Origin of the sequence: Pseudomonas fluorescens (assembly GCF_902497875.1) — a bacterium.
Taxonomy (GTDB): Bacteria; Pseudomonadota; Gammaproteobacteria; order Pseudomonadales; family Pseudomonadaceae; genus Aquipseudomonas; species Aquipseudomonas fluorescens_BR.
Genome location: NZ_CABVHY010000003.1, coordinates 300,528 through 313,129, shown reverse-complemented (window position 1 = coordinate 313,129; position 12,602 = coordinate 300,528). Strand labels below are relative to the sequence as shown.

The 12,602-nt window shown below is 57.4% G+C and carries 12 protein-coding genes; 7 read left to right on the top strand and 5 right to left on the bottom strand.

The features are described from left to right. Positions 1-712, bottom strand: a 712-nt coding sequence (locus F8N85_RS04505) for an RHS repeat-associated core domain-containing protein (RefSeq protein ID WP_150802472.1), incomplete at its 3' end; no start/stop codon positions are given. A gap of 69 nt (positions 713-781) precedes the next feature. Then, positions 782-1,804: an RHS repeat-associated core domain-containing protein gene (locus tag F8N85_RS04500; protein WP_150802471.1), complete on the bottom strand. Its 1,023-nt coding sequence runs from the start codon at positions 1,802-1,804 to the stop codon at positions 782-784. A 275-nt stretch (positions 1,805-2,079) separates the two neighbouring features. Here F8N85_RS04500 and F8N85_RS04495 point away from each other — a divergent pair, with 275 nt between their 5' ends. The 4 genes from F8N85_RS04495 (at position 2,080) to F8N85_RS04480 (ending at position 6,809) form a co-directional block, all read left to right on the top strand. Next, entirely contained in the window at positions 2,080-2,649 is a 570-nt protein-coding gene (locus F8N85_RS04495; protein WP_150802470.1) for a hypothetical protein, read from the top strand. 128 nt (positions 2,650-2,777) lie between these two features. Next, complete coding sequence (locus tag F8N85_RS04490; protein WP_150802469.1) at positions 2,778-3,287, top strand: sigma-70 family RNA polymerase sigma factor; 510 nt, start codon at positions 2,778-2,780, stop codon at positions 3,285-3,287. Beyond that, a complete protein-coding gene (locus F8N85_RS04485; protein ID WP_150802468.1) occupies positions 3,284-4,240 on the top strand; it encodes a FecR domain-containing protein in 957 nt (318 codons plus the stop codon). The genes F8N85_RS04490 and F8N85_RS04485 overlap by 4 nt, the downstream gene beginning before the upstream one ends. Before the next feature lie 106 nt (positions 4,241-4,346). Next, positions 4,347-6,809 (top strand): TonB-dependent siderophore receptor, encoded by a 2,463-nt coding sequence (locus F8N85_RS04480; RefSeq protein WP_150802467.1) that lies wholly within the window; start codon positions 4,347-4,349, stop codon positions 6,807-6,809. A gap of 43 nt (positions 6,810-6,852) precedes the next feature. On the opposite strand, the gene F8N85_RS04475 is transcribed toward F8N85_RS04480, so the two are convergent. The 3 genes from F8N85_RS04475 to F8N85_RS04465 form a co-directional block, all read right to left on the bottom strand. Continuing rightward, positions 6,853-7,542 carry an NYN domain-containing protein gene (locus tag F8N85_RS04475; RefSeq protein WP_150802466.1) on the bottom strand — a complete coding sequence of 230 codons (690 nt, stop codon included), beginning with the start codon at positions 7,540-7,542 and terminating at the stop codon, positions 6,853-6,855. 285 nt (positions 7,543-7,827) lie between these two features. After that, positions 7,828-8,583 (bottom strand): slipin family protein, encoded by a 756-nt coding sequence (locus tag F8N85_RS04470; RefSeq protein ID WP_150802465.1) that lies wholly within the window; start codon positions 8,581-8,583, stop codon positions 7,828-7,830. A 2-nt stretch (positions 8,584-8,585) separates the two neighbouring features. Beyond that, positions 8,586-9,953, bottom strand: a complete 1,368-nt coding sequence (locus tag F8N85_RS04465) for an NfeD family protein (RefSeq protein WP_150802464.1) — start codon at positions 9,951-9,953, stop codon at positions 8,586-8,588. 225 nt (positions 9,954-10,178) lie between these two features. Between F8N85_RS04465 and F8N85_RS04460 the strand changes: the two genes are divergently transcribed. The 3 genes from F8N85_RS04460 to F8N85_RS04450 all read left to right on the top strand — a co-directional run bounded on the left by F8N85_RS04460 (position 10,179) and on the right by F8N85_RS04450 (position 12,595). Next, complete coding sequence (locus F8N85_RS04460) at positions 10,179-10,643, top strand: aminoacyl-tRNA deacylase (protein ID WP_150802463.1); 465 nt, start codon at positions 10,179-10,181, stop codon at positions 10,641-10,643. Positions 10,644-10,766: 123 nt separating this feature from the next. After that, a complete protein-coding gene (locus F8N85_RS04455; protein ID WP_150802462.1) occupies positions 10,767-11,012 on the top strand; it encodes a DUF2789 domain-containing protein in 246 nt (81 codons plus the stop codon). Between the two features lie 101 nt (positions 11,013-11,113). After that, a complete protein-coding gene (locus tag F8N85_RS04450) occupies positions 11,114-12,595 on the top strand; it encodes a Fic family protein (protein ID WP_150802461.1) in 1,482 nt (493 codons plus the stop codon). Positions 12,596-12,602: the final 7 nt, after the last annotated feature.

Genomic DNA, 12,602 nt, shown 5'->3' with positions numbered 1-12,602 from the left:
GTTGCGTATGTGTGTTACCGCTCGATAGGAAGGTTGGATATGTCCTCGATGTCGATCCGCTGAAACCGACGGAATCGACGAGCGCGCCGACACCGGTTAAAGCGGGACGAGAGGGGCGGTAGTTGCTGGTTGGGCCGGAGGTTCCGTGGAGTGGCGGATTTTTGCCTATGGGCGTTGAACTGACCCCGCCAGGACCGGGCGCTCTGCTGGCGAGGGTAGCTGCGGCTCCCCACAATCCCCCTGATCCCGATGCGGCTTCTATGGGTAACGGGTTACGTAGTGGGCCACTCGAATTATTGGACAATGAAAAAAAATCCAAAATTTGGAATACATTTTTCCAGGAAAAAAAAGTATGCCCTGTCGGATCCGAATTCATCACTGGCTCACCCCCACAATACATATACGCATTCAACCCGCCCGCCCCAAAAGGACTCAATTTGTCCGGGCTATGAAAACGCATCAATCGCGGGTTGTAAGCGCGGTAGCCGTTTCCCAGCAAATACCAACTGGTGTGCATTTCTCGCAATTCGCCATTGAAGCCCAACCGCGTCATGACCTCCTGCCGTGCGGACTGATAACCGTAGGCTGAATAGGCGATGTGGTTTGTTTGGCCGGCAACCACTTCGGCGAGCACCGAGTTTTTGTTGTCGATCGCCAACAGCACGTTGGGGGGAGTCGAGTTGTTGTGGTCGTTAGTAATTGAGTGGGCCATGAAGATAACTTTCTGGATAATAGGTTCTACGTTAAGGCCTGGCGCGTATATAGACCTCGTGTTGTTTGTCTATATCGCAGAATTTTGTAGTGCGGCCAGACGGTTTCGATCTCTGGCCACGATTTCATCCCGTATATAATCCCGCTGTTGAGCGGTTCGTCTTTCATTGGCTATTTCCTCTGCCAACTGTCGCGGCAAGTTTGCACGGTCACGCCGGCGTTCCATTTGTGCAGAGGTCAGATAACTGGTTGGGTTATGTGGATCATAAGTTGGAGCTTTCCCCAGAAGTCTTTCCGTTACCAGTATGGGTGACTTCGGAACCGGACCATCGTATAGCACTCTAGGTTCGTCAAAAGATGAACGGGGTTGCGTACGGGGTTGCGTATGTGTGTTACCGCTCGATAGGAAGGTTGGATATGTCCTCGATGTCGATCCGCTGAAACCGACGGAATCGACGAGCGCGCCGACACCGGTTAAAGCGGGACGAGAGGGGCGGTAGTTGCTGGTTGGGCCGGAGGTTCCGTGGAGTGGCGGATTTTTGCCTATGGGCGTTGAACTGACCCCGCCAGGACCGGGCGCTCTGCTGGCGAGGGTAGCTGCGGCTCCCCACAATCCCCCTGATCCCGATGCGGCTTCTATGGGTAACGGGTTACGTAGTGGGCCACTCGAATTATTGGACAATGAAAAAAAATCCAAAATTTGGAATACATTTTTCCAGGAAAAAAAAGTATGCCCTGTCGGATCCGAATTCATCACTGGCTCACCCCCACAATACATATACGCATTCAACCCGCCCGCCCCAAAAGGACTCAATTTGTCCGGGCTATGAAAACGCATCAATCGCGGGTTGTAAGCGCGGTAGCCGTTTCCCAGCAAATACCAACTGGTGTGCATTTCTCGCCATTCGCCATTGAAGCCCAAGCGCGTTATGACCTCCTGTTGCGCGGACTGATGGCCGTAGGCGGAATAGGCGATGTGGTTTGTTTGGCCAGCAATCACCTCGGCGAGCACCGAATTTTTGCTGTCGATCGCCAACAGCACAGTGCGTCGTTGGCTCGGGTTGGCATGGTCATCAGCAATTGAGTGGACCATGAAAATGCCTTCCTTGGTGATTCGGTCGGTGTGAATTCCGGCCTCCAGTTTTACTCGCTCGGCCCAACGTTGGGAACTAGCAGAACTGCTAGGGTCGCGGAGGCTGAAACGGTGGGGGATGCAGCGTTAATCGGTCGTGACAAAAGAACCTGGGTTATCAGGCAAAAGCGCCAATAGGATTTTCCTGTAGGAATCTTCTCGATTTTCTCGGGCGTAAATAATCATTGAAAGTGGACGTTAGTATCTTGGCCCGTACTCACATCGAGCCCTGAACAATGTCCACGATCGAAAATCCATTTGCAGCGCCACAGGCAAACCTACAGACCGCTTCAGACGGTAGAACTACGTTTTATGTGGTTTCTATCCCAAAATTTCTGACTTTGTTTTTCCTTACATCAGGCTTCTACTTCACCTACTGGTTTTACAAAAACTGGCGATGTTACCGCGCAGCCACCGGCATTAAGGTCCTGGCGCTTTTGCGGACTATTTTCAGCATTTTTTTTGTTTATTCGCTCTTCATGAAAATCCGTCAGCGTCTGCTCTTTTCTGACCGTCCATATTCGTGGTTCCCACGGCTACTGGCCCTGCTGTTTATTGTTTCTGCCTGCGCCGCTAACGCTCTGATCTGGGTATTTGACCCGATTACCTCCCTGAAGGCATCTTGCGGCATCCTCATCCTTCAAGCGGTCCTGCTCACCCGCGTGCAAAAAGCGGTCAATTATCTTGAGTCAGACCCTCAAGGCCAGACAAATGCGAGGTTTACTGGCCTCAACGGGTTCTGGGTAGTCTTGGGGCTATGCTGGTGGGCGCTGGCAATTACTGGAGTCGTCGTTCTGGTTCAATGACCCCCTGCCGATTCTGCAGAAGCTCCACCTTTGCGCCTAATCTGTTGGCCCCCTGATCGAAGGCACTTTGCCTGTAGGCCTGTAAAAGTGTAATGATAATCGCTATCAATCATGCATGTGGGCCATTCATGGACGCAACGACTGACGGCAAAGCGCAACTTCATCGCCTTTACCGCGATCACCATGGCTGGCTGCAAGGCTGGCTACGCAAACGCCTGGGCGATCGCGAGCATGCGGCCGATGTGGCGCAGGATACTTTTTTGCGCCTGTTGGTCTCCGGGCGGTTCCCCGGCCAGCTGGAGAGTCGCAGTTACCTGGCGCAGATCGCCCGCAACCTGGTGATCGACCAGTGGCGACGGCTGCGCATCGAGCGTGCCTACCTCGAAAGCATCGCCCATCTGCCGGAACCGGAATCGCCCTCCCTGGAGACCCGCGCGTTGATTCTCGAAACACTGATGCAGATCGACGCGATGCTCGACCGTATGCCGGAGAAAGTCCGCCAGGCGTTTTTGCTGTCGCAGTTCGAAGGCCTGACCTACGCCCAGATCGCTGATCGTTTGGGGGTGACCGTCAGCTCGGTGCAGAAGTACATGATTCGCGCCATTCAAGCCTGTTATCAGGTGGTCTACGAACAATGAGAACTCACCGCGAGGCGCCGATTGCGCCAGCCATTGTCGAGCAGGCCAGTGAGTGGCTGATGCTGCATTGGGGCGGGGAACTGGATGCTGATCAGCGCCAGGCCTTTGCCCGTTGGCAAGCCGCTGACCCGGAACACCAGCGTGCCTGGCAGCGTCTGCAACAGTTGCAGCAGACCCTCGGCGAGGTGCCGGCCGAGAGTGCCAGGGCGGTATTGCGCGATGTGCCGGACCATCAGCGGCGCTCGGCCTTGAAGCTGCTGGGGCTGCTGTTGGTGGCCGGTGGCAGCGGGTATCTGGTGCAAGGCAGCCAGCCCTGGCGTGCCGCATTCGCCGAGCAGCGCACCGCGATTGGCGAGATTCGTCATCTGACCCTGAGCGACGGCACGCGGCTGGACCTCAACAGCAACAGTGCGATCGATCTGCTGTTCACCGCCCAAGAGCGCAGGATCAGGTTGATCAGTGGGGAAATCCTGCTCAGCAGCGGTCACGACTTGAATCGGCCGTTGATTGTCGAAACGCTCGCCGGGGATATCCAGGCCTTGGGCACGCGCTTTGCCGTACGCGATCTGGATAACGGCAGCCGGGTGGATTTGTATGAAGGCCAGTTGCAGGTCCGTCCACGGCGAGCTCAAGCGGTACACATGAATGCGGGCAGCAGCCTGTGGTTCAGCGCCGATCAAAGCCGCGCGGTTCCACCGGCCGGCGTCAATGCCAGCAGCTGGACCCAGGGCCGCCTGATTGCCGAACGCCAGCCCTTGGGGCAGTTCATCGCCGAACTGGCGCGTTACCACCCGGGCTGGCTGCGCTGTGACGATGAAGTATCGGGGCTGTTGTTGACTGGCGTGTTCCCGCTCAATGACACCGAGAGCATCCTCGCCGCGTTGGAACGCTCGCTGCCCGTCCGTGTGCATAGGGTGACCCGTTACTGGCTGACGGTGAAGCGCAGAACCTGATTCTGCGTTGTGCAAAATAATTGTTTTGGCTCTTGTCGGTTTCCATGACCTGTCCGGGATACCTCTTGAAAGCAAATCAAGACGCATTCTCATGGGGAGTTCTGGAATGCCACACCCGACGCTGTCGATTCAACCCTTGGCCCGCGCGCTGCGCCGGGGTCTGTTCGTTAGCTTGCTGGCCGCCGTGCCTGCATTGCCAAACATGGTCCAGGCTGAAGAAGCCCAGGTTGGCGTGCTGCGCCAATACAACATTGCGGCCGGCAGCCTTGATCAGGTCCTGAACCGCTTCGCCAGTACCGCGGGGATTTTGTTGTCGGTGGATGCGCAATTGACCGAAGGCAAACGCAGCGCCGGTTTGCAAGGTCGCTACGACACCGTCCAGGGGCTTGAGCGATTGCTCGCCGGCAGCGGCTTGCTGGCTCTTGAAACTCAGGGCAGTTGGTCTTTGCAAGCGGCGCCGCAAAGCGGACCGTTGCAGTTGGGCGCGACTCGAGTCAACGCTATCGAAGCCCCGGAAAATGCCTGGGGCCACGTCGATGGGATCGTAGCCAAACGCAGCGCCACGGGTAGCAAGACCGACTCGGCGCTGGTGGAAATTCCCCAGACCATCAACGTCATCACCGCCGATGAAATCAAGGCTCGCGGTGCGCAAAGCATCAATGAAGCGTTGCGCTATACGCCGGGCATCACCGGCGGCGGTTTTGACGATCGGGTGAAATTTTTCGATGAGCCGACTTCGCGAGGTTTTTCGCCTGCGCCGCTGTATCTCGACGGCCTGCACCTGCCTTACGGTGGCGGCAGTACCGGTGGCGCGCTGCAAATCGAACCCTACTCGCTGGAGCGCATCGAGGTCCTGAAAGGTCCGGCTTCGGTCCTCTACGGGCAGAATCAGCCGGGCGGCATCATCAACATGGTCAGCAAACGCCCGACCGAAATGCCCCTGCACCAGGTCGTGCTGGAAGCCGGTAATTATGACCACAAGAGCGCCGCCATCGACCTGAGTGGCCCACTGGATGAAGAGGGGAAATTTCTCTATCGCCTGACCGGGCTGGCCAACGACAGCAACGCGGAAATCGACTACGTCGAACAGCAGCGCCAGTTCATCGCCCCGAGCTTTACCTGGCGGCCCAGTGAAGACACCAGCCTGACCCTGTTCGGCCAATACCAGAAAGACCAAGGTGTGCCCGAGGCCCAAGGCCTGCCGAGCGTTGGCACGCTGTTCCACAATCCCAATGGCAAGATCGACCGCGACCTGTTTCTCGGCGAGCCGGGTCTCAATGCCTACAACCGCGAGCAGTACGCCTTCGGTTATGAACTGTCCCATCGCCTCAACGACACCTGGACGCTGAAGCAGAACGCCCGCTATGCCTCGGTCGATGACCGCTATACCGCGCCGCTGCACGGCTACCGCTTCGTCACCAATCCCACTACCGGGCTGGACGATCAGCGTTTCATGACGCGCTATGGCGTGGACTGGAAACAGGACAACACCGTCTACGGCGTGGATAACATCGCCCAGGCCGAGTTTGATACCGGGGTGTTGGGCCATACCTTGATCGTCGGCGTGGACTATTACCACTTCAACTCGAAATTCGATGGGCTGTATGACCGCAATCCGCCCATCATCGATCTGTTCAGCCCGACCTACGGGCAGTCGTTGAACTTCGCCAGCCCCTATCGCTGGGATAACACCGTGACCCAGACCGGGTTGTATGTGCAGGACCAGATCAAGCTCGACCAGTGGGTGTTTGTCCTGGGCGGGCGTTACGACTGGGCCGAGACCGACAACAAAGAACCGTTGAGCGGCGCTCATACCAACAGCAAGGACGAGGCCTTCACCGGCCGCGGCGGCATCGTTTACCTGTTCGATAACGGCCTCGCGCCCTTTGTCAGCTACTCGGAATCATTCCTGCCGATGAGCGGCACCAGCGTTGCGCAAAAACCCTTCGACCCGTCGACAGGCAGGCAGTATGAAGTCGGCGTGAAATACCAGCCGCCAGGGCAAAACAGCTTCGTTCAGGTCTCGGCCTATCAACTGGACCAGGAGAATGTCCTGACCAGCGACCTGGCCAACCCGGGCTTCAGCAATCAGAGCGGAGCGGTCCGCTCCAAAGGCATCGAACTGGAAGCCAAGGCCGCCCTCAGCGAGAGCCTCGACGTGATCGCTGCGGTGTCGCGAAATGACATCAAGTACACCAAGGACAACGACGGCCGCAAAGGTCGCCACCCCGCCGGCAAACCGCCGTTGACCGCGGCGCTGTGGCTCAATTACACCCTGCAGGGCGAGACCCCGTTGGCGGGGCTGGGGGCCGGGGTCGGTGCCCGGTATGTCAGGGGCAGTTACGGCGACGACTATGAAGGCGCGTTTCACGTCCCGTCCTATACCGTTTACGACGCCAGTCTGTCCTATGACTTGAGCCGATCGGCACTGCGGCTCAAGGGTGTAAGACTGGCGCTGAACGTGCAAAACCTTGAAGACAAAACCTACGTCGCGACCTGCTCCAGCGAATGGGATTGCTACTACGGCGAAGGACGCACGGTGGTGTCGAGCCTGACTTACGATTGGTGAGGTGGGTGATCGCGGATGTTAATTCGGGCTCAAAATGTTTGGTTCACCAATAGTCGGGTTTGATCGCCGGTGCTTTACGCGTCGGGACGCGATCCGGGAATTGATGCGTCTTGAGCTCCTCTGGGGTGACGACGCGCCGCATCCAATGTGAGAACTCTTTAAGAGAGCCAGGCGCAGGGCGTTTGAATTCGGGTCTGTAGGGAAGAATGATACCCAGGGTCATCTCGGGAAAATCTTCCCGGATGGCTCTCAGGGCTGGAGTCATGTCGGTATCACCGGAAACCAGCACCAGTTGATCAATACGTTCGGCCTTTACAGAAAAGGCTTGCCTGGCTGCAATGCGGTACATGCTGATCGCGATGTGTACGTCCGTTTCCTTCTCTTCGAGCTTCCAAATGTCGACTTTGTCCTGGCGTGAAGCGCCGGTCTTTTTATCAATGAAACGAGGGGCTTTGGCGGGCTCAAGCTGATGCCGGCCATAGTGAACGCTGATGTTGCTGGCTTTCAGTGCCCGGACATAGGTGTCTTGAGCTTCTTTGGAAACCCTGCCGCGAGTCGCTAGCTCAGGTTTGACGGAAGAGGTGAAGTAATCGACAGAAGCAAGCGTACTGCTCGGGTTCTCAACATAAGCGATATGAGCCAGTAGCTTCGATAGATCCAGCCACTTGTAAGGGGTGCCAGCCAGCAGGCCATAGAAGAGGTTGTAACCATCGACGAAGAAAGTAGTACGCATAATTCCAATCCCTGGAAACGAAAAAACCGGCCGAGGCCGGTTTTTTCACCCCAACTGCCAGCGAACTTAATCTCTGCGTACGGGGTTGAGTAGTGGGGCCGATGCTAAATTGACTCGGGACGGACGTCAACCGTTGTCTGATAAAGAAACAATTGTGTGCCAGCCCAAACATCGACTTTGCAATGGGTGTTTTTTGCATTTGCGGCAAGTGTTCGTCAAGCCAAAGCCCGCTCGACTCTGTTAGCTCGTATTACGGTCTACCCAGCGGTTTGGATAACTGCCCACTCACCCCTTCGACAACTCCGCCATGCCCTTCAACAACTCGATCGGCAACGGAAAGACGATGGTCGAGGTCTTGTCGCCGGCAATCGCCCCGAGGGTCTGCATGTAGCGCAGCTGCATCGCGCCCGGCTGGCGGCCTAGCATTTCGGCGGCTTGCATGAGCTTTTCCGAGGCCTGCAATTCGCCTTCGGCATGGATCACCTTGGCCCGGCGTTCCCGTTCGGCTTCGGCCTGTTTGGCGATGGCGCGAATCATCGATTCGTTGAGGTCGACGTGCTTGATCTCGACGTTGGCCACTTTGATCCCCCAGGCGTCGGTCTGGGCATCCAGCACTTGCTGGATATCAGTGTTCAGGCGTTCGCGTTCGGCGAGCAATTCGTCCAGTTCATGTTTGCCCAGCACTGCGCGCAAAGTGGTTTGCGCCAGTTGGCTGGTGGCCATGAGGAAGTCCTCGACCTGGATGATTGCCCTCTGCGGGTCGAGCACCCGGAAATACAGCACGGCATTGACCTTCACGGACACGTTATCGCGGGTGATTACGTCTTGCGGCGGCACATCGAGTACCACCGTGCGCAGGTCCACCCGAACCATTTGCTGCACCACCGGAATCAACAGAATCAGTCCGGGGCCCTTGACCTGCCAGAAGCGTCCGAGCTGGAACACCACCCCGCGCTCGTATTCACGCAGGATACGAAACGCTGACGCTACCAATGCAATCAAGAGCGCCAGCAGCGCGCCAAAACCCAGTTCCAGACCCATGATCATCCTCCTCGTGGTGCCACTTGTGCCGCCGTCACTTCCAATAGCAGGCCCTTGCGCGCCACCACCTGCACCTGTTGCCCGTGTCGCAGTGGCATCGGGCTCGACACCTGCCAGTTTTCCCCTTGCAGCTGCACCCAGCCGTTGCAAGGGTTGTCGGGTTGCACGGAGATCACTGGCGTGATGCTGCCCACCAGTCCTGCATCACCGCTGACCAGTCGTCGCCGCCGTGCTCTCATGGCCATGCTTCCCAGTGCCACCAACAACAGGGCACTGCCCACGGCCAGGGTGATGATCAAGGACAGTGGAATGCCATAACCCGGTACATCGGTGTCCATCAGAATCACTGCACCGGCAACAAACGCCGCGATCCCGCCAAACCCGATCACCCCAAACGTCGGCAAAAACGCCTCGGCGACCATGAAAGAGATGCCCAGCAGAATCAGCGCCACGCCCGCGTAGTTCACCGGCAGCAGTTGCAAGGCATACAGCCCCAGCAGCAGGCAGATTCCGCCCAGCACGCCGCCAGCGCCGGTACCCGGGTACATGAACTCGAAGAACAGGCCGTACACGCCAATCATCATCAGGATCAACGCCACGCTGGGATGGGTAATCACCGATAGCAGTTGGGTGCGCCAGTCCGGGTCATGGCTGATCAGCGCCGCGCCGGCGGTCTGTAGCCGCAGCTCCTGCCCGGCGACATTCAGGGTCTTGCCGTCGAGCTGTTTGAGCAGGCCGTTCACATCGTCCGCCACGTAATCGACCACCTTGAGTTTCAGTGCTTCCTGAGCCGACAGGCTGACCGCTTCACGCACTGCCTGCTCGGCCCAATCGACGTTGCGCCCACGCAGTTGCGCCAGGCCACGGATATACGCGGCGGCGTCGTTGATCTGTTTGTGGGTCAGGGTGTCTTTGGTGGTATCGGGCTCTGGCTCCTTGTCGGAGCGTGGCGCCGCCGGCGGGTTTGGCTGCCCGGGCATACCGATTTGCACCGGTGTCGCCGCGCCCAGGTTGGTGCCCGGCGCCATGGCGGCGACGTGGCTTGCATAGAGAATGTAAGTCCCGGCGCTGGCGGCACGGGCGCCGCTGGGGGCAACGAAACTGGCCACTGGCACGGGGCTGGCGAGGATCGCTTTGATGATCGACCGCATCGAAGTGTCCAGACCGCCCGGGGTATCGATGGTCAGCACCACCAGTTGCGCGTGCTCATCGGCGGCCTTGTTGATGCCTCGAACTACGTAGTCGGCGCTGGCTGGGCTGATCACATCGTTCACCGTCAGCACCACTACCGGATCCACGGCCCACGCCTGCCCGGTCGGTAACCCGATCAGCAACCACAGCAATACTGCCCGCCATACGCCTCTGTACATATGACCCTCCCGGAGAGTCATGCGCTCAACGACTGACAGCCATTCACTGGCCTTGAACAGGAGTTTAGTTGAGCAACGGGCTGAACGAATTCTGATCAGTTATTTGCTAAACCGATCAGCAGTTTGTGGTGGTCGGTACCCGAGGCACGGCTAGACTCTTTTAAGGGGACAATAAGTTGTTAACCCATCGTCCTGCAGCCGTTGCGCAGGACACCGAGGTGCATCATGCGAATGGCAAGAACCGTGCATCTGAGCCTGGAGCAGGCCAAGTGCGAATACGATGTCGTGACTCATCCTCACTCGGCGAGCAGCCTGGAAACCGCCCGGGTAGCGGGTATCCCCGCTGAACGCGTGGCGAAATCAGTGATCCTCGACGACCACCATGGGCACTACTTGATGGCCGTCCTGCCAGCCAGCCGGCATCTGGACCTGAGTAAAGTCCGTGGTAGCGGCGAATGGCAAATCACCCGCGAAAGCACGCTGGCCCAGCTGTTCAACGACTGCGAACGCGGCGCCGTGCCCGCCCTGGGCGAATCCTATGGCATGAAGATGGTCATCGATCCACTGCTGACCCGTCAGGATGACATTTACGTAGAGGCCGGCAACCACAACAACCTCGTGCATCTGAGCATGGACCAGTACCTGAAAATGGTGCCCCATGCAGAAGTTTGCGAGGTGAGTTATTCATGACACTGTGCAGTGATTTTTCAGCCTCTTCGCGAGCAAACCCGCTACACAGTTCCATTATGTGAGCGGGGCTTGCCCGCGATCGCTGAACCACTGACTCACCTATCCGTTATCAAGGAGCTCCCCATGGAATCACCCACCCACAGCCTCCCATCCCTGTTCAAGCAACTCGGTCTGCCTGATGACCCGGAGAGCATCGACAAATTCATCGCCACCCATTCGCCGCTCAAACCCGAGTTGCACTTGGCCGACGCCTTCTTCTGGACCAAGAGCCAGGCGCAATTCCTGCGCGACGAGATTCTCGACGATGCCGATTGGGCCGAGGTGGTGGATCAACTGGATGTGATGATGAGGAAGGGGCGAGGGGTGTAAAAAAATCTGATGAAAACAGGCGAAATGTAAAAAAATCTGGTGAGTGGTAAAAAAATCTGGGCTTTAATCGCCAAAGTGAATTTTTTCTGTGGAAGCTCACCATGTCGGTTGTCGGATATGCCCACCTGCGTAAGGCGCTAGGCCTTAAAGCCTTTGACCCAAAACGCACAGCAATGATCAAGCCTGTTACCCGGATCACCTTGATCGGGGATTGCCTGGCTGTTCCGCAATCCGTGGCGCCTGCTCAGGATTCGATGCTCGAGCATGTTTTGTTTGCCCTCAAACACGAAGGCATTAACCTTGGGATCCTCGCCCAAGCGCTTGAAACCATTTCTGCCGAGCAATTAGTGACCGAGTTGGTCAAAGCACCCAATGGTGTCTTTATCCGCAAGGCTTGCTTCCTATGGGAAAGCTTCACAAAGCAACAGCTCGACTATTCAACTCCGGTGCGAGGCAGCGTTGTGCCGTTATTTGATCCGCAACTTTACGTAACCGGCCCGACCGTGCGCAATAGCCGCTGGCGTATCGACTTCAACGGCCTAGGCTCTCTTGACTACTGCGCCACCGTGGAGCGGACCCCGGAACTCGAAGCCCTGCTCAGCCTCGACATCCTCGGCCGGGCCAAAGCCTTTATGGCGACCTTGCCCCCGGAAATGATGGATCGCGCCATTAACTGGGCCTACCTTCACGAAACCCGTGATTCCTTCGCGATCGAGAAGGAAGAGCCCAGCGAAGAAAAATCCCGACGCTTCGTTCAGTTGCTACGTCAGGCCCATGAAGGCCGCGAGCTCAGCGAAGACTATCTGGTCGAGTTGCAGAACAGCACCGTCTCCAACCCCTTTGACAAAGCCGTGCTGTTTCGACACGAGCAAAACCATCTGCACAACGGCCTGCGAGGCGCCGCCGGTGTCAGCTATGTGCCACCTGCGCCAGACTTGTGCCGCGAATTGATGCAAGAACTGATGACCTTCGCCAATCAGGCTTCTCGCCACATCGATCCATTGGTTGCCGCAGCTGTAACGGCCTTTGGTTTTGTCTTTCTTCACCCGTTCATGGATGGCAACGGCCGACTCTCGCGATTTCTGATCCACCAGACGCTTTGCCACTGCGGCGCGCTCGAAAATGGCCTGCTACTGCCCGTGTCGGTCGCCATGAAACACGAAGAACAAAGCTATCTGGCCGCACTCAAGGATTTCTCCCAGCCCGCTCGTGAGTTCTGGAACGTCACTTGGCTGGACGCAGAGAAGATGGCCTGTGAATTCGTTGGTCATCCTTCCATGTACCGTTTCTGGGACGCCACTCGCTGTGTCGAATTCACCCTGCAAATGGCCCGCCGCGCTCTCGAAGTCGAGCTACGCGAAGAAACCGAATTCCTCGACCGCTACGACCGCGTGATCAAAGCCGTCAATCAGCGTTTTGACGTGCGTGGCAGCGACCTGTCCAGGCTGGTGATGATGTGCCTGGACAACGAGGGCAAGGTTTCCAAGCACCGGCGCAAGCAGTTTCAGTACAGCGTGCCGGAGGAAGTTTTTGACTTTATTGAAGAGGAGGCGGGGAAGGTGTTGGTTTTGGGTTGTTCATAAGCCACAG

Bases quoted from the DNA above. Each gene is read 5' to 3' on its own strand.
- F8N85_RS04490 (WP_150802469.1), top strand. From the start codon at position 2,778: ATGGACGCAACGACTGACGGCAAAGCGCAACTTCATCGCCTTTACCGC.
- F8N85_RS04495 (WP_150802470.1), top strand. From the start codon at position 2,080: ATGTCCACGATCGAAAATCCATTTGCAGCGCCACAGGCAAACCTACAG.
- F8N85_RS04450 (WP_150802461.1), top strand. From the start codon at position 11,114: ATGTCGGTTGTCGGATATGCCCACCTGCGTAAGGCGCTAGGCCTTAAA.
- F8N85_RS04485 (WP_150802468.1), top strand. From the start codon at position 3,284: ATGAGAACTCACCGCGAGGCGCCGATTGCGCCAGCCATTGTCGAGCAG.
- F8N85_RS04475 (WP_150802466.1), bottom strand. From the start codon at position 7,542: ATGCGTACTACTTTCTTCGTCGATGGTTACAACCTCTTCTATGGCCTG.
- F8N85_RS04460 (WP_150802463.1), top strand. From the start codon at position 10,179: ATGCGAATGGCAAGAACCGTGCATCTGAGCCTGGAGCAGGCCAAGTGC.
- F8N85_RS04480 (WP_150802467.1), top strand. From the start codon at position 4,347: ATGCCACACCCGACGCTGTCGATTCAACCCTTGGCCCGCGCGCTGCGC.
- F8N85_RS04470 (WP_150802465.1), bottom strand. From the start codon at position 8,583: ATGGGTCTGGAACTGGGTTTTGGCGCGCTGCTGGCGCTCTTGATTGCA.
- F8N85_RS04465 (WP_150802464.1), bottom strand. From the start codon at position 9,953: ATGTACAGAGGCGTATGGCGGGCAGTATTGCTGTGGTTGCTGATCGGG.
- F8N85_RS04455 (WP_150802462.1), top strand. From the start codon at position 10,767: ATGGAATCACCCACCCACAGCCTCCCATCCCTGTTCAAGCAACTCGGT.
- F8N85_RS04500 (WP_150802471.1), bottom strand. From the start codon at position 1,804: ATGGTCCACTCAATTGCTGATGACCATGCCAACCCGAGCCAACGACGC.